At 52.8% G+C, this 17,978-nt stretch carries 17 protein-coding genes and 1 pseudogene; 6 read left to right on the top strand and 12 right to left on the bottom strand.

Annotated elements, in window-relative coordinates; translation table 11 throughout:
• Positions 1-154: 154 nt before the first annotated feature.
• On the bottom strand, positions 155-283 hold the full coding sequence (locus HAP95_RS17295; RefSeq protein ID WP_264318843.1) for a hypothetical protein: 129 nt from the start codon (positions 281-283) through the stop codon (positions 155-157).
• 263 nt (positions 284-546) lie between these two features.
• Between HAP95_RS17295 and mrdA the strand changes: the two genes are divergently transcribed.
• From mrdA to HAP95_RS10350, 3 genes are all read left to right on the top strand, one after another.
• Positions 547-2,394 (top strand): penicillin-binding protein 2, encoded by a 1,848-nt coding sequence (gene mrdA / locus HAP95_RS10360; RefSeq protein WP_215884148.1) that lies wholly within the window; start codon positions 547-549, stop codon positions 2,392-2,394.
• Positions 2,395-2,762: 368 nt separating this feature from the next.
• Positions 2,763-4,010, top strand: a complete 1,248-nt coding sequence (kch, locus tag HAP95_RS10355) for a voltage-gated potassium channel protein (protein ID WP_215884147.1) — start codon at positions 2,763-2,765, stop codon at positions 4,008-4,010.
• Entirely contained in the window at positions 4,007-4,315 is a 309-nt protein-coding gene (locus HAP95_RS10350; RefSeq protein WP_215884146.1) for a superinfection immunity protein, read from the top strand. Before kch ends, HAP95_RS10350 begins: the two co-directional genes overlap by 4 nt.
• On the opposite strand, the gene HAP95_RS10345 is transcribed toward HAP95_RS10350, so the two are convergent.
• A complete protein-coding gene (locus tag HAP95_RS10345; protein WP_215884145.1) occupies positions 4,296-5,402 on the bottom strand; it encodes a septal ring lytic transglycosylase RlpA family protein in 1,107 nt (368 codons plus the stop codon). The genes HAP95_RS10350 and HAP95_RS10345 overlap by 20 nt on opposite strands.
• Positions 5,393-5,569: a hypothetical protein gene (locus HAP95_RS10340; RefSeq protein ID WP_215884144.1), complete on the bottom strand. Its 177-nt coding sequence runs from the start codon at positions 5,567-5,569 to the stop codon at positions 5,393-5,395. The genes HAP95_RS10345 and HAP95_RS10340 overlap by 10 nt, the downstream gene beginning before the upstream one ends.
• Before the next feature lie 58 nt (positions 5,570-5,627).
• On the opposite strand from HAP95_RS10340, the gene HAP95_RS10335 reads away from it, so the two are divergent.
• Entirely contained in the window at positions 5,628-7,373 is a 1,746-nt protein-coding gene (locus HAP95_RS10335; RefSeq protein WP_215884143.1) for a peptidoglycan D,D-transpeptidase FtsI family protein, read from the top strand.
• Here the strand turns inward: HAP95_RS10335 and HAP95_RS10330 are convergent.
• Together HAP95_RS10330 and HAP95_RS10325 are read right to left on the bottom strand one after the other, a co-directional pair.
• Complete coding sequence (locus tag HAP95_RS10330) at positions 7,370-7,912, bottom strand: hypothetical protein (protein WP_215884142.1); 543 nt, start codon at positions 7,910-7,912, stop codon at positions 7,370-7,372. The two genes, HAP95_RS10335 and HAP95_RS10330, sit on opposite strands and share 4 nt — an antisense overlap.
• A gap of 19 nt (positions 7,913-7,931) precedes the next feature.
• Positions 7,932-8,309 carry a YMGG-like glycine zipper-containing protein gene (locus HAP95_RS10325; RefSeq protein WP_215884141.1) on the bottom strand — a complete coding sequence of 126 codons (378 nt, stop codon included), beginning with the start codon at positions 8,307-8,309 and terminating at the stop codon, positions 7,932-7,934.
• Positions 8,310-8,523: 214 nt separating this feature from the next.
• Between HAP95_RS10325 and HAP95_RS10320 the strand changes: the two genes are divergently transcribed.
• Entirely contained in the window at positions 8,524-8,910 is a 387-nt protein-coding gene (locus HAP95_RS10320; protein ID WP_010639271.1) for a hypothetical protein, read from the top strand.
• A 170-nt stretch (positions 8,911-9,080) separates the two neighbouring features.
• On the top strand, positions 9,081-9,638 hold the full coding sequence (locus tag HAP95_RS10315; RefSeq protein ID WP_215884140.1) for a GTP-binding protein: 558 nt from the start codon (positions 9,081-9,083) through the stop codon (positions 9,636-9,638).
• A gap of 19 nt (positions 9,639-9,657) precedes the next feature.
• Here HAP95_RS10315 and HAP95_RS10310 read toward each other — a convergent pair whose 3' ends face one another.
• From HAP95_RS10310 to HAP95_RS10280, 7 genes and pseudogenes are all read right to left on the bottom strand, one after another.
• Positions 9,658-11,436 carry a bifunctional diguanylate cyclase/phosphodiesterase gene (locus tag HAP95_RS10310; protein ID WP_215884139.1) on the bottom strand — a complete coding sequence of 593 codons (1,779 nt, stop codon included), beginning with the start codon at positions 11,434-11,436 and terminating at the stop codon, positions 9,658-9,660.
• Between the two features lie 134 nt (positions 11,437-11,570).
• On the bottom strand, positions 11,571-12,875 hold the full coding sequence (locus tag HAP95_RS10305) for an ammonium transporter (protein WP_215884138.1): 1,305 nt from the start codon (positions 12,873-12,875) through the stop codon (positions 11,571-11,573).
• Positions 12,876-12,927: 52 nt separating this feature from the next.
• Positions 12,928-13,266 carry a P-II family nitrogen regulator gene (glnK, locus tag HAP95_RS10300; RefSeq protein ID WP_010639279.1) on the bottom strand — a complete coding sequence of 113 codons (339 nt, stop codon included), beginning with the start codon at positions 13,264-13,266 and terminating at the stop codon, positions 12,928-12,930.
• Positions 13,267-13,320: 54 nt separating this feature from the next.
• Positions 13,321-14,499 (bottom strand): outer membrane beta-barrel protein, encoded by a 1,179-nt coding sequence (locus tag HAP95_RS10295; protein WP_215884137.1) that lies wholly within the window; start codon positions 14,497-14,499, stop codon positions 13,321-13,323.
• A gap of 155 nt (positions 14,500-14,654) precedes the next feature.
• On the bottom strand, positions 14,655-16,145 hold the full coding sequence (locus tag HAP95_RS10290; protein ID WP_215884136.1) for a SpoVR family protein: 1,491 nt from the start codon (positions 16,143-16,145) through the stop codon (positions 14,655-14,657).
• The gene (locus tag HAP95_RS10285; protein WP_215884135.1) at positions 16,138-17,442 is read right to left on the bottom strand and encodes a YeaH/YhbH family protein; all 1,305 of its coding nucleotides are present in this window, start codon (positions 17,440-17,442) and stop codon (positions 16,138-16,140) included. The genes HAP95_RS10290 and HAP95_RS10285 overlap by 8 nt, the downstream gene beginning before the upstream one ends.
• A gap of 225 nt (positions 17,443-17,667) precedes the next feature.
• Positions 17,668-17,978, bottom strand: a pseudogene (locus tag HAP95_RS10280) (ammonia channel protein); the annotation flags it as partial.

The raw sequence follows: 17,978 nt of genomic DNA, 5'->3' as shown, positions 1-17,978 counted from the left end.
GTTTGGCCATTGTGGCAGGTGAGCTAGTCTGACTATCTGCAGCAAAAGCCCAGCCTGCCGCACCGAGTCCAAAACCCGCCGTTGCGGCTATTACGGCGACAAGTATCTGCCGTGGCTGAAAACTGAATGAACGTAACGACATAAACATAGGCTCCTAATTTTTTTCAGGATGATTTTTGTCCCAATGACGCAATATCTTCTCCACCAGAATACTGGCTGGATAAGTGAAGAGGGCGATGCCTGCCAAAATAAGCAGTATTTCCAGGATGTCAGTCATCAGCATGGAACAAATCTGAGTTCCAACGAATAATTACCGGAATGATCGCGGGTCGTTAGCGGCATCTTCAAGTCATGGTCACGGTGCTATACACGCGTCTTAAGACGCCTACTTTTCGCGGGAAGTTCCCGGCAGCTTAACTGTAATGTGTGAGGCTTGGGGAACTTTCCCCGCCATCATGACCTCTCAGCATAGCCATAAACTTTGTTAGCAGAGGCCGTTACGCCATTGTTGTTCCTTCATTTCATGGGTGTTGCAGGCAGATTTTTATGAGTCCGAACGCCGTAAAAGCCGGTCGCTTTCGGGGTCGTCTGGCTTTGGCTATTGCTTTGCTGCTGCTGGCCTTTGTGTACCTGATCTGGCGCCTGGTCGATCTGGAGGTGCTGCATTATCAACGCTTCCGGCAAATGGCTCAGGCCAATCATACGGCCATTGTCCCGGTTGCTCCGGCGCGGGGACTGATTCTTGCCAGTCATGGCCAGATTCTCGCCGCCAATCATCCGCGCTATGTGCTGGAAATTATTCCTGACGAAACGGAACACCTGCATGCGACTCTGAAGCACATTGATCAACTGTTTCCTGTCCCAAAGCAAAGCATTACGCATTTACTGCGGACGCTGGATGACAAGCCACCCTATATCCCCAGAATCCTTCTGCAGCGCATGAATTCCCAACAAATAGCCGCATTTTCGGTGCGCGATATGCAGTTTCCAGGGGTGCAAGTGGCCGCACAGTGGCATCGCTATTACCCCTACAAAACCCTGTTTACCTCGGTAGTCGGTTATGTCGGACCGGTCAGCGCCCGGAATCTGAAAGGTTTTGATCCGCAAAAATACATTTATCGCCAGTTCATTGGAGAAAATGGCCTGGAATATGCGTTTGAACGTGAACTGCGTGGAAAATTTGGATATCAGATCAAGGAGGTAAACGCCTTGGGCGTGCCTGTGGCCAATTTGCGGAATATTGCGCCGACGCCGGGTGATAATCTTCTGACCAGTTTGCGCTTGCGGGTGCAGCGTGCCGTCGCAAGGGTAATGCGTCGCAATCATTTTCGTGGTGCGCTGGTGGCAGTTAATCCCAATAATGGCGCAGTGATCGCCAGCTATAGTAACCCCAGCTTCAATGCCAACTGGTTTGTAGGTGGAATCAGCGAGGTCCATTGGCAGAGCCTGCTGCATGACAAGGGACGCCCTTTGTTGAATCGGGTGGCGCAAGGGCTTTATCCTCCTGGCTCCTGCATCAAGCCCTTTTATTCCATTGAGGCGCTGCAGGATCATGTTATTTCGCCCAATTTCCACACCTACTGCCCCGGTTATATCCGTCTGGGTGGTCATGTTTACTGGGACTGGTATCGCTCGGGCTTTGGCGAAACCGGTTTGACCAAGGCGCTGGCCTGGTCGGTAGATGTGTTTTTTTACAAGCTGGCTATCAAAATGGGTATACAGCGTCAGGATGCGGCTCTCTGGCGTTTTGGCTTTGGCCACCCGGCGCCCATTGATACTCCCGGTAGCGCCAACGGTTTTGTGCCGACGCCACGCTGGAAAGAAGCGCATTTTCATCAGCCCTGGTACACCGGCGATTCGGTGATTCTGGGTATTGGACAAGGCTACTTGCTGGTGACGCCGCTGCAATTGGTGCGTGCTGTGTCAGCCATAGCCAACGGCGGATATTTACCCTCTTTGCATGTGGTGAGCGCATTCGTCAATCCGGAAACCGGGCTGCGCCAGCCTTTAGCGATACCCCCTGCCAAAAATCTGCATATTCCTGCTTTTGCTTTACAATCTGTTCGTAAGGGAATGATCGCTTGTGTGACGCGGGGTACTTGTAAAAGCATGGCAACGCCGGGTTTGTCCATGGCCGGCAAAACCGGAACAGCCGAAGTGCCTATCGGTTATCAGGATGGTCGCACGATTTATAATGATGACTCTCTTTTCATCGGTTGGGCGCCGCTCCATCATCCGCAAATTGCAGTGGCGGCAATAGTGGAGGATGGCGGGAACAATGCCTGGCAAGCCCTTCCAGTCGCCAAGGCGGCTATTTTGAGTGACTTGCGTCCCAAAATGAAATTGCGGGATTTCACCAATATTGTCGTGAACCCCGCCCAGGCCTTTGGCTGATCCATTTGAACTGTTCCCGATGATTACGGTCTACTGATACACTTGACTACCAGCTTACCCAAGAAGGAATCACTATCATGTTTTATGCTACTTTTATTGTTCTGGGCGCTTTGTGGGTTGTTGCCATGTATGCGGGTATGCGGACTACTTTTGGTCCAGCCGATCCGGATGACAACGAGCACAGTGCCTGATCAAGTAATATTTCCGGCTTTTCGCCACTCTGTGCGTAAAGCCGATTCAACACCTCATCTATTCGTTGATTAATTAAGGACCTGCCAGGCTTTTTATTGCGCTTGTTATGTCTGGCGGGTTGGTGTTGCTGCAACGCTATTAACGCATACGCACGAATAAAACCTGAGGAAGCTGCCATGATTCGAATTCCTGATGTAATGCGCCTGTCTTTGCGCCAGAGGTTATTTCGATTTGCGGCCAAGGCTCGTGCGGTTTTATACCTGGATCACTGGTTTCCCCATATTCCCATGGCATTGGCCGTGGGTTTGCTGGGTGCTCTCGCTATTCTCAATGCGCTTCCCGATCTGCTGCGCGTTTTCCCGCAGCTTTCCGAATTGGCGCCTTCTAGCAGTCTGACCCAGGCCCCGTTGCTTTCAGCACTAGGCACTGTACCCGAAGCTGTACTGGGCATCGTTTTATTATTAATGGCTTTTGGTTTGCTGTTCCGCTCACGTTTTTCCTGGGCCATTACGCTGATATTGGCGGGTGCAATGTTGGCCATGCTGCTCCACCATTACGGGTTGGAGTGGAGCGGATTCACCATTTTCAATGCCGTTATTCTCATTTCTTTGCTGTTGTTCCGCCGACATTTTGCACACTCCAGTGTGGCGGCAGGTACGCTTTTCGCAGTCATCTCCATCTTGTTGTTGATGAGTTATGCGGTATTGGGTAGTTATGTGCTTGGTGCCGGTTTTTCGCCACCGATTACCAATCTGGTCAGCGCCTTGTATTTTGCCGTGGTCACCATGTCGACGGTGGGTTATGGGGATATTGTTCCCAAAAGTGTCGATGCCCGTTTTTTTGTGATTTCCATTATTATTCTGGGTATTACGGTTTTTGCTACCTCTATTTCTGCAGTGATTGTGCCGTTACTCAATGGTCGGATGCAGCGGCTGCTCATGGGCGGGGAGAAACGCCATTATCGAAATCATTATTTGATTATTGGCGACAATATGCTTGCCCAAAATACCTATCGGGCGTTGCGCGCCCGCCATTTACGGACGCTGGTTCTGGTCCCTGCTCCCCCGGAAAACGAATGGATGGCCAAGGAAGATTTAATGGTGGGTGATGCGACAGATCTGGAGGTTTTGCGGCGGGCGGGTGCTGAGTGCGCTCTGGGTATTCTGGCCCTGCGGGTGATTGATAGTGAAAACGCTTTTATCATCCTGGCCGCCAAGGAATTGAATGCTCCCGGAAAAACCGTTGCGGCTGTTCAGGATGCCAAAAATCTTGAACGGTTACGTCAGATAGGTGCAGATCTGATTATTTCGCCCGATGTGCTGGGCGGAGAACTGCTGGCCATGACCTTAAGTGGCGAGGAAATGCAGGGAGACACCATTATCAACAAATTATTTACTGCAAAAACGGAAGGAGCAGAAGCATGAGCGCATTTCTGGGTATCGGCATTGTGCTGCTGGCGCTGATTGGTCTGGGCATCGCCGCCTTGTTTATTCATATTGTGGTCTGGTTGCTGGCGGCAGTTCTCGGCTTGCTGATTTATTTCGTGCCGAGCGTGATTGCCGCTGCTCGTCATCATGAGCATTTTCTTTGGGTGTTGGTCCTCAATATCGTCCTGGGCTGGTCCGGTATTGCCTGGGTGGTGCTGATCATATGGGCTATTCTGGGCGAGCGACGCTTGCCGCCCCTGAACCGGGTACGGGCTGACGCCTTTAACCCGCCTGTTCGCTGACCACAAAAGTGCCTAGACGCAAGCGCTCCAGGCTGGATGCGTAATCTTCGGGGGCAGCTGTCGGTGCCATGGGTCCGATTTTGATTTTGTAGAGACCGGCGGTGCTGCTCGATGCCGTGCGTACCAGCTTGGCGGTGCTGATGCCAAAGTCCTGAAGTTTGCTGCGCTCACGAAGTGCCCTTTGCATACCCATTGCCTGGGCAGTTTCCAGATACACTTGTTCGACTTGAGGGCTTCTGTGCCAGCTGCGCAGAACATGGGCTGTCGGCGGCGCAGGGGGCTGCTGTGCTGGCATTGGCGGCGCCACCTGCGTGGGCACTGTCTGGACCGCCGGGGTGTTGCTGGCGAAAGTTTGGTTGACTACCGCCGTCAGATTCCCCCGGGTATTTGCGGGAGGCGTATAGGTGGGCAAGGGAACAGCCTGGGGAGTAGCCCGAGGAATAACCCGTTCTGGCGCTACAGATTGTGGTACTGGAGCTTGCGGCGCTGGCCTTTGGGCGACCTGGACAATCTGCGGGGCCGGGACATTGGGACTGAGGGCGCTGGGGACTACCTGGATATGCACCCGAGATGTCCCCCGATTGAGCATTCCCAGAGCATTGGCGGCACCCGCCGACAAATCCATGATGCGACTGTCTACGAAGGGCCCTCGATCATCTACCAGCACCACGACGCTGCGACCATTTTCAAGATTGGTCACCCGCACGCAGGAAGGCAGGGGTAAGGTGCGACTCGCGGCTGATAGTTGCCGGGCATGGAAGGCCGTGCCCATGGCGGTTGTGTCGCTGGAAGATTGGCGGTCATACCAGGAGGCGACGCCGTTTTCAGAAAATCCCGAGGCGTTGTGCATCGGGTGATACCACTGCCCGTCAATTTCATAGGGCTGATTATAGGCAGCATTCAGATCAGGCGTCGGCGCATAACAGGACTGCCCGGTTGAATAGGCGGAGTTGGCCAAGGCTGATCCATAGCCGTTGCCTGAAGAAGCATGCATGTGGCTGGGCATGCTGGCACAGCCAGCCAGGGCCGCAACAGCCAGGGTAAAAGTCCCCAATCGGAAAAACGGGAATGCCTGTTTCAAGCGCATGAAAATGCATGACCTCTATAGTGTCGTTTCTGCCATTCTAGGGCAGAGTCTTCAGAAAGTTCAAGTTTGGCATTGGGTTGCCCAGCTTTTCTCATGTTCATATAGAACAATGTTTCAAATCCTGCCGTATTCCCGGAACTTTTTATCAGCACTGCCGTCTGATTCATGTTAAAACTCCATCAGAGTTCACTATGAATACTTTTACCAGCAGACAGTGCCCCGGTCATGACTGAGCCATCCGTTAAAATATTACCTTCGGGTCGGGCGCGCTGGTTGATTATTATTCTTCTGCTGGGTTTTGCGGCCGTACTTGCCCGGGATTTGCGTTTGCAGCTATTGGAGCACCAGACGTTAAGATCTCAAGGGCGTATGCGTTATTTGCGGACCTTACCGCTGCCCAGTGAACGTGGCGTAATCACGGCCCGTAATGGCGAACCTTTAGCGGTCAATGTCAAAGCCGTCACTATATGGGCCGACCCGGCCATTCTGGATAAACATCAGGGTCATTGGGGTGCCATAGCTCAGGTATTACATCTGAGTCCTGCCAGTTTTGCCGAAAGGGTTGCCGGGGGTGGGGCAGATTATGCCTATATTCTCCGGCAGGTTCCCCCCGCATTGGGAAAAAAGCTGGATGCACTGCAGGTTCCGGGTATTTATGTGCAAAATACCAGCCGCAGTTATTATCCGCTGGGTGCCGTCACTGCCCCTCTGTTAGGTATGGTCAACCTCCAGCATCAGGGCGGGACCGGACTGGAACTGGGCTACAATCAGTGGCTATCGGCGTATCCCGGCAAGGAACGGGTTTTGGAAGATGGTCATGGACAAATTGTGCATGTAGATAAAATTTTGCGCCTTCCTCGCGCCGGACAGGCCCTGCAGCTCACCATCAATCCACAAATCCAGTATTGGGCTTATATGACCTTGCTGGCTGCCCAGCGTCATTTCGGGGCAAGTAACGGTTCGGCGGTGGTCATGGATGTCCGTACTGGACAAGTGCTCGCGATGGTCAGTGTTCCCAGTTGCAATCCCAATAATATCGGGAGTTGCAGTAATCCCATGGATTATGTGGATAATGCCGTACATCAGGCTTTTGAGCCGGGATCAGTGATCAAGCCTTTTGCCATTGCCGCCGCTCTGGCTACGCATAGTGTGAGTCCAACGGCCCGTTTTAATGTGTTCCATCCTCTCTGGGTGGGTGGTTATCCGATTACCGATGACGTTCCTCATCATGTTTTGAATATTGAGCACATTCTCAAGTATTCCAGTTGTATTGGCACGGCCAAAATAGCCCTAAAGACGCCGCGCAGGGATATTTATGCCATGTATCGGGCGGTGGGTTTTGGTGATGTTCCCCAGGTCGCTTTGCCAGGGACGACTTCAGGCGTTTTGCCCGCCTGGGAGGGTTGGGGAAAAGCGCGCCACGCGACAATTTCCATTGGTTATGGAATATCTGTGACTACCCTGCAATTGGCAGATGCTTATGCGGCCATCGCCAACGGGGGCTATTATATTCGTCCCGTGCTGGTAAAAGGGGAGCCGTTAGTCAAACGTCGGGTCATGCCTTTTTGGGTGGCCAACGATTTGCGACGCTGGTTACGCAGTGTGGCAGAGCCCAATGGCACCGGTATTCTTGCGGCGATTCCCGGTTATGCCGTAGCAGGCAAAACCGGTACGGCAGATTTAGCCAACGGCAAGGATGGTTTTTTTCATCATCGCACCAATGCGACTTTTGTGGGCTTTGCTCCGGGACGTGATCCGCAACTGGTGATGGCGGTAACCCTGCGCGACAGCGATAAATTCTGGAACTTCGGGGGGGTCGAGGCGGCCCCGGTATTCAGGGTAACCATGGAACATGCGTTGGAACAACTGGATATTGGTCCAGAATGGTGTGGTAAATCGGTGTGTCGTCTGCGTGCGCCGAATATCACTACCGCACAGGCGGAAATCTGGTCGGAGGGTGGCGGAAACTAAGCGCCCTGCTGTTTGGCCAGCTTATGTAATTCGTCCACCCAGTTCTGCAATTTACGTAAATCGTTTCGGACCAGAATTCCCATGATCAGGCAGGAAAAAATAAGGACTCCCAACGCCGTCCACCATAAAAATGTGGGCATCCCAAAAATCATGTTGACCAGAAACACTCCGGCAACCGGACCAAAAAGAAATACCGAAAGTAGCCACTCGCGCTGCAACACTTCACGAATGGCCGATTTCCGCAAAATTTCCGGATGCAAGACAATATTGGCATCAGCCAGACGTACCGCCACAATATGTCCCTGCCTGACCAGCAAATCTGCATCGGTTCCGCCCGGTAGCGGCTCCATGCTTTGACAAATGAGTGGCGTGACAGGAGCGCCTTCTTCCTGCGGATGAAACTGATAACTGCGAATGCTGCCCTCGCCCGAACTGAGAATAATGCCCGGCAGGGCGAGAGGGTGCTTGTCGAGGGTTTTCCCACCTTCCAGGTGCCCGCCAATATGTTCGATGGCGGGCATTGCGGAGGGGTTATTCATCGGTGCTACAGGCATAGGCCTAGCGCGGTGTACAGGTGTAACCCGCTGGACAGGCCGGAGGCTGCTGATACTGTGGTGCCGTTGGATTGCACACATAACCGGCCGGACAGGGGACGCTGCCCTGGGGTGCTGCGTAATAGCCGGGTTGCGGGGCCGGGGCTTGTTGCTGCTGCTGATTGGAAAGACCATATCCTGCCAATCCACCGAGACCTGCGCCGATTGCCGCACCCGCCAGAGGTGAACCGGTCTGGTTGCCAATGACTGCGCCAGCTACCGCGCCAAGCAGGGAGCCACCGGCTGTATTGGCCGTGGTGCCATTGCTGGCATAAGGATTATTTGCGCAACCCGCCAGCATCATTGGGAAAGCAGCAGCTATCAACCATTTAGCAGTTTTCATAAGTGTTCAGCTCCTCTCAACGTTTAATCATAATTAAGTGAGCCTGCATTATGGGACAAAATTACATGGTTATGCCACTGTAGCCAAGTGCCTACAGCAGCAGTCTGGTGAAAAGCGAGGTATGGTTGATAGAGCATTGTTCCCCGGAATTTTCGGGTATATTGTACATCAAACAATCATTCTGATTAATGTCCGCTGTTTTTGGAGGAAATTTATGTCTTTTTCGTCACGTCTCGCGACTGTGTCTGTGGTTTTGGCTCTGGGGCTGAGCGGTTGTACGGCCAGCTGGGCGCCGCAAGTTAATCCGGTGCCTTATTATACGTACTATCCGGCTTCGCTGGCGGTGGTCACGGCGGCTGCAGAAAAGGCTTTGCCCCAGGCAGGCATGCAATTTACCGGAGCTAAACAAATCAGCCCGACCACCGTGGAAGTTCATGGCTATGATTCTGAGGGCAATGCTGTCCTTATCAATCTCACATCCAAGGGCGCTGCAGTGACCAAATTTTCAGCACGCATTGGCCTCTATGGACATCTTCAGGAAGTTCAGCAAATAGAACACTGGATGGGGCGCTACGTTGGGCAAGCCATTAGCAAGCCATAATATGCTTTTAACGGACAATTTTGCCGAGATAAGGCAGGCAAAAAGCAAGTTTGGCACCAAGGCGCTGATTAAAGCCAAGCCTTGGTAGGCTATACGAATGATTATACTTGTAGTATATTACAAAGAAATTAGTTTTAACTGGTTGTTATCGTAAATGGAATCATAGGGTTATGAATGACGCTCCCATAGAAAAAAAGGTTATTATTGCGGGGCATGTTGGTTCTGGTAAAACGACCGCTCTACAATCCATTTTCGGTGAAAATATGCTGAGTACGGATGCCAAGTACTCAGATGCGCTGCCTTCGGAAAAGAAAAAAACTACCACGGTGGCTATGGATTATGGGGTGGTTACCTGCCCAAAAACTGATTATCGCCTGCATTTATACGCCATTCCCGGACAGGAACGGTTTCAGTTTATGTGGGAAATCTTAGGCAAAAATACCGATGGGCTGGTGGTTCTGGTGGACGCCAAACGTCCTAATCCCATCGCTGCAATTCATCTCTATCTGGACAAGATTCTTCCATATTTGAATCGAGCCGTTGTCGTTGTGGCACTTAATAAGCTGTCTTTGGATGAGCGAGACATGCTTAAAATGCCGCCTTACTTACGACATGGAGATCTTCGGTTGCGCCTGACGACTACGGATGCACAAGACCCTGAAGAGGTTTTTGCACTTTTGCGTATGCTGCTGGATGAGATGGTGTTGGCAGTCAGCCTGCAAAGCTGAATTTTTATAGTCCGTTACTCTACTTTGGTAGATAAGCGATCATTTCCTGTGCAGGCATTGGTCGGGCAATGTGGTAGCCCTGACCACGATCTGCTCCGCTGGTCTGCAAAAGTTGCAGGGTGATTTCATCTTCAATCCCCTCAGCAGTCACGGAAACACCCAGGGCATGCGCCATTTGTACCATGGCGCGGACCATATCCTGATGACGCTGGCTGCGCGTCATTGGAATAACAAAAGTATGGTCAATCTTGATCTGGTTACATCCAAGTTCAAGCAGATATTGCAGGGCCGCAGGACCAGTTCCAAAATCGTCCAGTGCAAATCTCACCCCCAGGCTCTGACAGTCATGGATTAATCGTGAGGTTTTGCCGATGTCCCGTAAGGCAATTCTTTCGACGAGTTCCAGACAGACCCGTTCTGGAAGTAGTACCGGGCACATGTTCAGATTCGCGCGCAGTTCTTCGCAAAGTCGATGATTCTCAATCTGGCGGGCGGACAGGTTGATTTGAATGTCGAGCAGGAAACCTTGTTCTGCCCATTGATTTCCCTGTCGGCATGCTTCCTGAGTGACCCAGGCACCAATCCGCTGCATAGCTGGAGAGTTTTCGGCAATATCCATGAAACTGGCGGGCAGTAACAGGCCCCTTTCGGGATGCTGCCAACGAATCAGTGCTTCTGCAGCGACGCACTGACCCGTATGCAAGTCGATGATGGGTTGCCAGTACAATACAAATTCTTTCTGTTTTAATGCGCGCTCCAGCTCGCCGCGCAAGCGTTGTGCGGTGCTGCGGCGTTCGTCATCGTCGTGATCATAATAAGCCCAGCGGTTACCTCCTTGGCTCTTGGCCCGGTAGACCGCCTGATCAGCGTGATGAATGAGCTCCAGGACGGGAACTTCATCATGTGGATAAGTGGTGACTCCGGCGCTGGCAGTGATGCGGATTTGCTGGTGATCAACACCCATACGAATATTCAGGGCAATCAGCACGCGTTGTAAAATATCTTCCAGATCCCGACGACTGTGCAGGTTTTCGAGGAGTAATAGAAATTCATCCCCAGCCAGACGAACAATGGTGTCGCTGGCGCGCAATACGTCTTGAAGTCGCGTTACGATTTCGCGCAAAAGCCGATCTCCAGCCTGATGCCCCAGGTTGTCATTGACTTCCTTGAAGCCGTCAATATCCAGTAGGACCAGGGCCAAAGTGCGCTGGTCACGTTGTGCACGGGCACAGGCGGTTTGGAGTCTTTCCTCCAGTTGATAGCGGTTGGGGACGCCCGTGAGCGCATCCCGAGTGGCAATATGCTCCAGGTGAAGTTCCATGCCCATGCGGTACCAGGCCGCGCCAAGCATGTCGGCAAGCAGTTGGGCGAGCTGCAGCTGGCCTCCGTCGACTACTGGAATATTGGCCGCAAACCAGGAAATGGCAAGAATGCCATTAGTTCCTTCGGGACCATGCACCGGGATGACCAGACTGGCTTTCAATCCGGTAGCGACATATTCAGGCATGGCCGAGGAGTCTGCAGGATAATTTTCTACAAATACCGCCTGATCCAGTTGAAGGGCCCGGCCACTGATGCCCTGATTATCGGGAAAAACATGGCTGGACAACTCCGCATAAGCGGACGGCAAGCCATGAAAAAATAAATAACGTAGATTATTTCCTTCACGAACAATGAAGGCGGCCCCTTCGGCCTGTAATTGCTCCGCAGCCAGTGCTGCAGTTTCTTCAAAAAAAGCGCTGAAATCGTAAATCCGCGTGAGCTGTTGCAGGCGACTGATGATGGATTCCTGATTCATGGCGTCCTTTTTTAGGTCGGTTCATTGGATAACCCTGTGAGTTAATTAGGCTACTTTTATTTTTTTGCATGGGCATTAAAAAACGGCGGTTTCCCGCCGTATAGTGCTTATTCCTAAAGTTTTACCAGATAGCTTCAGTCACCTGTCACCGGACGCCGTTCACCATCACCATAGAAGGCATAAGCTTCTTCACCATGAATGGCATCATCCCCAATCATCAGTTCTTCTTCAGACATGCGCAGCGGTACCACCAGGCTGATCAGCTTCAAAAGAATATAAGTGACGACGATATTGAGGGCGATGATAAATGCTGCGCCAATAATCTGTAGCCAGACCTGGTGCCAGTTACCGTCAATGGCGCCTCCTGGGTTGCTGAGCCCGTATGCTTTACAGCCTTCCTTGGTGGCGAGCAGGCCCACCATGATGCCGCCTAGTACCCCGGCTACGGCGTGGGTGTGGAATACGCCGAGGGTGTCATCCACTTTACGGAACAACTTGGTTTTGCCGACAATATTCATACTGATCCAGGGGATGATGCCGGAAGCGATGCCAATGGCAATAGCACCATATCCGTCTACCACACCAGCGGCTGGGGTAATCGCGACGAGGCCGGTAATCATCCCTTGAACAGCGCCAATTACCGCTGGTTTTTTGAAGTAAAAAATGTCCATGACCGTCCATGTCAACACACTCATGGCGGTGGCCACGTTGGTATTGAGAACGGCAGCGCCGGCATCGCGGCTGGCTGCATAAGGATCGCCGCCGTTAAAGCCGTTCCAGCCGAGCCAGAGAATACCGGCACCTACCAGCATCAATAGCACGTTGTTGGGCTGGAAGCTTTCACGATCCCGGGCAAGACGGGGACCAATCACTGCCGCACCGACAAATCCGGCAATACCTGCAGACAAATGGATGACGTATCCACCGGAATAGTCGATAACACCCATCGTTGAGAGGAAGCCGCCACCCCAAAGGCTGAAGGCGCCAACCGTGTAGGAAAAAGTCAGCCACAGGGGCACAAAAATCATCCAGGCCTTGAAACTCATGCGGCCCAAAAAGGCCCCCGCCATGATGACCAAGGTAATAGCAGCGAAGACAAACTGAAAATACACCATCGTCGCCATCGGCATGGCCGCCGTAGAGCCGCTGGTAGGAAAGACCGTTTGCATGAGTTCATCATTCATACTGGCGATGGGACCCGGTATACCGACAAACGAGAACCATTGGTGGCCGAAGGCCATGTTGTAGCCCCAGAGCAGCCAGGCGATCATTACAGCAGCAAAAGCATAAAAGGCCATGAAAGCAGAGTTGATAGCCCATTTCTTTTTGACAATGCCCGCGTAAAGTACCACGAGCCCCGGAACACTTTGCATTCCGACGATAGTTGCGGCGGTGAGCTGCCACGCATTATCGCCCGTATTCAGCCAAGCTACTGACATGAGGTAATTCCCCCTTTTAACAATTTAAGAGCGGTTGTAGAACGGATTAAAATTAAAGTGCGTCGTTACCGGTTTCACCGGTACGGATACGGATGGCATCCAGAACTTCAGAAACAAAGATTTTACCGTCACCGATTTTTCCGGTTCGGGCGCCTTTTTCGATGGCTTCGATGGCCTGGTCGACGGCATCATCACTGATGACTGTTTCGATTTTGACCTTGGGGAGAAAATCCACGACGTATTCAGCACCACGGTAGAGTTCAGTGTGACCTTTCTGGCGCCCGAAGCCTTTGACTTCGGTGACGGTCAGGCCTTGAATCCCCACCGCCGATAAGGCCTCGCGGACATCATCGAGTTTGAAGGGTTTAACAATGGCAGTAATCAATTTCATGACGTTACCTCTTGCACAGGGTTGGAACATCCCGGGGGTAATACTCCCCAGGGGTTAGAACATAAAGCCGGTCTCGACTATGCCACGGACCTGGCTTTTGGCGAGCCCAGAGGTACCCGCGAAACCGGTACCGCTGGCCATGCTGGCCTTGACATAAGAAAGTTCGGCGCGGGCAAAAAAGCCGCCATCCTGATAGGTGGGTGTGGCCGTCAGCGACCAGGCGTGAGATCCTGCCCCAAAGCCTGTCAGATTGGCCGAGCCATCGGTGGCGCTTCCCGAGTTGCTGATATATTCGACGCGGCCAGCCAGGGAAATCTTGTCCGTCAGGCTGTAGTTGGCGAGGATGGCGCCCCCCAGGGTGCTGGTGGTTTTGGTGCCTGCACCCAAGGCCTGGATGGCACTGGCAGGAACGCTGGTGTATTGCATGTATGGGGTAACGACAAGATTACCCCCGCTGTAGGTGTACCCGGCATCGACAATGGCCTCATTATTTTGCAAAGGCGTGGTGGCAATGCTGGAGTAGGCATAATCCGTATGGCCCAGATTCCCGCCTCCCTGGACGAAGAGCGTGTTCTGCCTGTCCAGCGCCCAGCTGACCATGCCGCTCATCCAGTTGAAACGGTTGGAGTAAAATCCGTCATTCCAGGAGACGGCTGCGGTAATGGGTCCCGCACTATAGTTGAGCTGAATCCCCTTATTGACGGCATTTTCCTGGCCCCAGAGCAGGCCCCGCGCAATATTCCAGTTCTGATAGCTGAAGGTATATTCCGCGCCAATCAAGGTAAAAAGTTTGCCGATTTGGACGTTAAAATGATCATTCGGGGCAATTTCAATATAACCCGTGGGCAGAGCGCCAAAAGTGTCCTGTGTAAAAGTCCCGGTAGAAGCGTAATTGGCACCGAGGGTCATGACGTTATAGGCGCCGGCCTGGACGGCAAATTGAACAAGGCCGGAATTTTTGGAGATCATGACCATGCCATTGCTGATATCGGCAGAGGCGGATTTGCTACCCGGAAAGCTGGAGCCAGGGAACTTGTTGTCCTGCCAGACCCCGTAGCCACTGGCTACGCCTTGAACATTCAGGGTACCCAAAGGACCGGCATTGAAGGTCAGCGGGCTGGGCAGAGCCAAGGGATCGGCCTCGGCGTTGTCCATGGCGAAGGGCGAAACAGCCAGCATCGCCAGAAAAATAGGGTGATATCGACTGCTGAATGTTTTTTTGCTGTTTTTCATTGAAGTAACGCTCCCTGTCAGTGTAGTTGCAGAAAGCGTTTAGCAAATTCAATGCCATGTAAAAAATACTTAAAAAACAGTGAGATTATTAAATTCAACGAGGGGGTAAACGGTCATTTGCACCAATATGGTGCGCGCTGCATCAAGGTGGTGCGTTACGGTTCGTCACCGGACCGGGGTTGTGGCACCGTTAAGGTCTGATCTTCAATGTCCAGATGGACGTCATAACCCCAGAGCTCCTGTAAATATCCCAAAGTCTTTTGGGCTTCTTCAAGGTCCAAGGCTTGCTGGTCCATTTGTTTCAGGCGTAACTGCCGATCTCCCCAGCGATCTACAGAGATGACCTGGATGTCCGGAGGGCGGCTACTGTCGGCAATTTGCTGGGCGAGTGCTTCGCGCAGGTGTTGGTAGCCCGCATCATCATGGATGGCGCTGACCCGGTAGGTCGCTTCATCTACCGCATTGTGCAGGGAGAACAGATGTAAATCTCGCATCACCTTGGGAGAAAGGTATTGCAGAACAAAGCTTTCATCACGAAATTCGCGCATGGCAAAATGAATGTGTTTCAGCCAGTCCGGGTCGCCGGCAAAACTGAACCAGCGCCGATCTTCTTCGGTAGGCGCCACGCAGATCCGTTTGATGTCCTGAAATATGGCAAAACCCAGCGCATAGGGATTGAGACCACTATAACGGCGGTCATCAAAATCGGGCTGCATGACCACCGCCGTATGGCTGGCGTAAAACTCCAGCAGCGTACCATCTGTCAGTAAACCTTTGGCGTGGAGGCTGTGCATGATGTGATAGTGGACAAAACAGGCAAAGCCCTCATTCATGATTTTGGTCTGGCCCTGCGGGTAAAGATACTGGGTGATTTTGCGGACAATGCGCAAAATTTCCCGTTTCCAGCCTTCCAGATGCGGGGCATTTTTTTCAATGAAATAGAGCAGGTTTTCTTGTGGTTCAGAGGGGAAAAGGTCCGGGGAATGGGTGCTGGTAGTGTGTGCAGGGGGCAGGGTTCGCCATATTTCCAAAACCTGTTGTTCCAGATAGCGTTCCCGTTCTTGCCAGCGCTGTTCTTCTTCCCGCGCCGAAAGCTGTCGCGGGCGGCGCGCCCGGTCAATGCCGTTGCGACTGATGGCATGTGCAGCGTCGAGGACGTCGGTCACCGCATCCATCCCGAAGCGTTCTTCGCATTGGGCAATATAGCGTTGGGCGAAAGCCAGATAATCGATAATCCCTTCGGCGTCTGTCCATTGCCGGAAAAAGGCATTGTTTTTGAAAAAGGCGTTATGTCCAAAAGCGGCATGGGCAATGACCAGAGTCTGCATGGTCATGGTGTTTTCTTCCATGAGATAACTGATGCAGGGATCACTGTTGATGACCAGCTCATAGGCCAGACCCATTTCACCGCGCCGATACTGACCAGACTCAATGGCGCGCTGTTTACCAAAAGACCAGTGCGCGTAATAGACCGGCAAGCCGATAGACGCGTAGGCATCGAGCATTTGCTCGGCGCTGATGACTTCCAACTGATTGGGATAGGTGTCCAGATGGAGTTCTTCTGCGGCTATGACGGCAATCGCTTCCGTGACCGCATCCAGTCGTGGAAAAGTCCAATCGTTATCCGTAAACAGGAACTTAGACATGGCTGGGGATCTCCTCGCTGGAAAACAGGGTGCGGAAGAGCGGGTAAATATCTTCCCGGGCGCTGGCTCTGGCGGTGATCAGCTCGGGATAATCTTCCGCAATACCATCATAAAGTTGCAGAAGATCACTTTCGTTTTCGCGGTTGACCTCTAGGTAAAAGAGATTGCGCAGGCGCGGTAAAAGCTGATGCAGGTGTTCAGCCACTACCGTATTATCGGCAAAATAGTTGTCACCATCGGAAACCTGCGCGACGTAGACATTCCAGCGGTCGACCGGAAAGCGTTTGGCCATGATTTCTTCGGTGAGCATGATGGCTGGAGAAACCAGGGTGCCGCCACCCTCCCGGGCACCAAAAAAGGCCTGTTCAGTACATTCTGTTGCCGTACTGTGATGTTTGATGAAAACAATTTGTACGGCCTGATAATGGCGATGCAGAAAAAGATAGAGCAGCAGGAAAAAACGCTTGGCCAGATCTTTTTCCTTTTCGCCCATGCTGCCCGAAACATCCATGACACAAAACATGACCGCATTGGTGATGGGATGAGGTTGCTGGTCGATATGGGCAAAGCGCAGGTCGGCTTCATCAATAAAGGGAATCGCCTTGATTTTGCGCGTCAGGATGGAAATCTGTTCCTCCAGATTTTTCAGGCGTTCCTGCTCCAGGGAAACATCTTCCTTGCGGGCAATGCGTGTGCTGATCTCTTCCCGCAGCTTGCTGCGGGCCTCTTCAAGCTCCTGAAGCTCGCGACGTTTGCCAGCACGCAGAGCCAGACGGCGTGCACGGGCAGCGCGCATGGTGCGGCCGACATGCATGCGTGAGGGGCTGCCGTCCTTGATAAATCCGGCACGACGCCATTGTTCCGCCTGGACATCGCCCTGCGCGGTTTTGCGTAAATTGGGCAAAGCCAGCCCATCAAAAAGCAAATCCAGAAACTCATCGGCGGACAAGACGATGGCGACTTCGTCATCTCCCAGGCCATCGGGGGAACCTTCACGGCCCTGACCGGCACCGCCGCCTTCGGGTTTGTTGATTTCGTCGCCACGCTGATATTCCTTGTTGCCAGGCAGGACTCTTTCCCAGGAAGAGTCGCTGAAATCCCGGCGGAAGCTGGGTTCATGCAAATCGCGGGTAGGTATGGAAATGGGTTGATCGGCGTTTGCCAGGTCTTCAATGGAGCCGGAGCGCGCCATTTTTTCGACAGCGCTCTTCAGGCGGGCGCGCACTCTTCTCTGAAGACGCTCCTGATTACTGGTGGATCGGGTTCCGGAACTGCGCCGGTCGATAATTGTACTCATGGCAGACTCCTCGGAAAACCAGGTCTTTTCCGGATGATGACGCAAGAGAATGGTTGCGGGATGCTCCCGTTACAGGTTGAGCAGAGCACGCTCGACATTTCCAGTTTACGCGCGTAGATCGTTCTGGAAAACAGGCAACAATATGCCTGCAAATCGTGTTCTGATCAGCCCGCCCGGGGACCTGCTCCAGGCCTTGCAGCAGCCCGGCACAGGTCCATTTTCGGGTTACTCGTAAACCTGCTCACCATGCTGGGTAATATCCAGCCCTTCCCTTTCCTGCTCTTCTTTCACGCGTAAGCCGAGGGTCCAGTCGATGGCTTTCAGAATGATGAAGCTGACGATGGCGTCATACACAATCGTGACGCCCACCCCGGTTGCCTGGATCAGCAACTGCCCGGTATTGCCTTCCAGCACGCCAGCAGTGCCGCCGATAGCTTTGACGGCGAACACCCCGGTGAGCAGCGCGCCGACAATACCACCCATGGCGTGGACCCCGAAGGCATCCAGGGAGTCATCATAGCCCATCCAGGTTTTCA

The sequence above is a fragment of the Acidithiobacillus sulfurivorans genome (assembly GCF_018853815.1).
GTDB classification, from domain to species: domain Bacteria; phylum Pseudomonadota; class Gammaproteobacteria; order Acidithiobacillales; family Acidithiobacillaceae; genus Acidithiobacillus; species Acidithiobacillus sulfurivorans.
The sequence above is the reverse complement of the archived record's forward strand: the minus strand, read 5'-3'. Positions and strand labels throughout refer to the sequence as shown.

Bases quoted from the DNA above. Each gene is read 5' to 3' on its own strand.
- HAP95_RS17295 (WP_264318843.1), bottom strand. From the start codon at position 283: ATGCTGATGACTGACATCCTGGAAATACTGCTTATTTTGGCAGGCATC.
- mrdA (WP_215884148.1), top strand. From the start codon at position 547: ATGAGTCCGAACGCCGTAAAAGCCGGTCGCTTTCGGGGTCGTCTGGCT.
- kch (WP_215884147.1), top strand. From the start codon at position 2,763: ATGATTCGAATTCCTGATGTAATGCGCCTGTCTTTGCGCCAGAGGTTA.
- HAP95_RS10350 (WP_215884146.1), top strand. From the start codon at position 4,007: ATGAGCGCATTTCTGGGTATCGGCATTGTGCTGCTGGCGCTGATTGGT.
- HAP95_RS10345 (WP_215884145.1), bottom strand. From the start codon at position 5,402: ATGCGCTTGAAACAGGCATTCCCGTTTTTCCGATTGGGGACTTTTACC.
- HAP95_RS10340 (WP_215884144.1), bottom strand. From the start codon at position 5,569: ATGAATCAGACGGCAGTGCTGATAAAAAGTTCCGGGAATACGGCAGGA.
- HAP95_RS10335 (WP_215884143.1), top strand. From the start codon at position 5,628: ATGACTGAGCCATCCGTTAAAATATTACCTTCGGGTCGGGCGCGCTGG.
- HAP95_RS10330 (WP_215884142.1), bottom strand. From the start codon at position 7,912: ATGAATAACCCCTCCGCAATGCCCGCCATCGAACATATTGGCGGGCAC.
- HAP95_RS10325 (WP_215884141.1), bottom strand. From the start codon at position 8,309: ATGAAAACTGCTAAATGGTTGATAGCTGCTGCTTTCCCAATGATGCTG.
- HAP95_RS10320 (WP_010639271.1), top strand. From the start codon at position 8,524: ATGTCTTTTTCGTCACGTCTCGCGACTGTGTCTGTGGTTTTGGCTCTG.
- HAP95_RS10315 (WP_215884140.1), top strand. From the start codon at position 9,081: ATGAATGACGCTCCCATAGAAAAAAAGGTTATTATTGCGGGGCATGTT.
- HAP95_RS10310 (WP_215884139.1), bottom strand. From the start codon at position 11,436: ATGAATCAGGAATCCATCATCAGTCGCCTGCAACAGCTCACGCGGATT.
- HAP95_RS10305 (WP_215884138.1), bottom strand. From the start codon at position 12,875: ATGTCAGTAGCTTGGCTGAATACGGGCGATAATGCGTGGCAGCTCACC.
- glnK (WP_010639279.1), bottom strand. From the start codon at position 13,266: ATGAAATTGATTACTGCCATTGTTAAACCCTTCAAACTCGATGATGTC.
- HAP95_RS10295 (WP_215884137.1), bottom strand. From the start codon at position 14,499: ATGAAAAACAGCAAAAAAACATTCAGCAGTCGATATCACCCTATTTTT.
- HAP95_RS10290 (WP_215884136.1), bottom strand. From the start codon at position 16,145: ATGTCTAAGTTCCTGTTTACGGATAACGATTGGACTTTTCCACGACTG.
- HAP95_RS10285 (WP_215884135.1), bottom strand. From the start codon at position 17,442: ATGAGTACAATTATCGACCGGCGCAGTTCCGGAACCCGATCCACCAGT.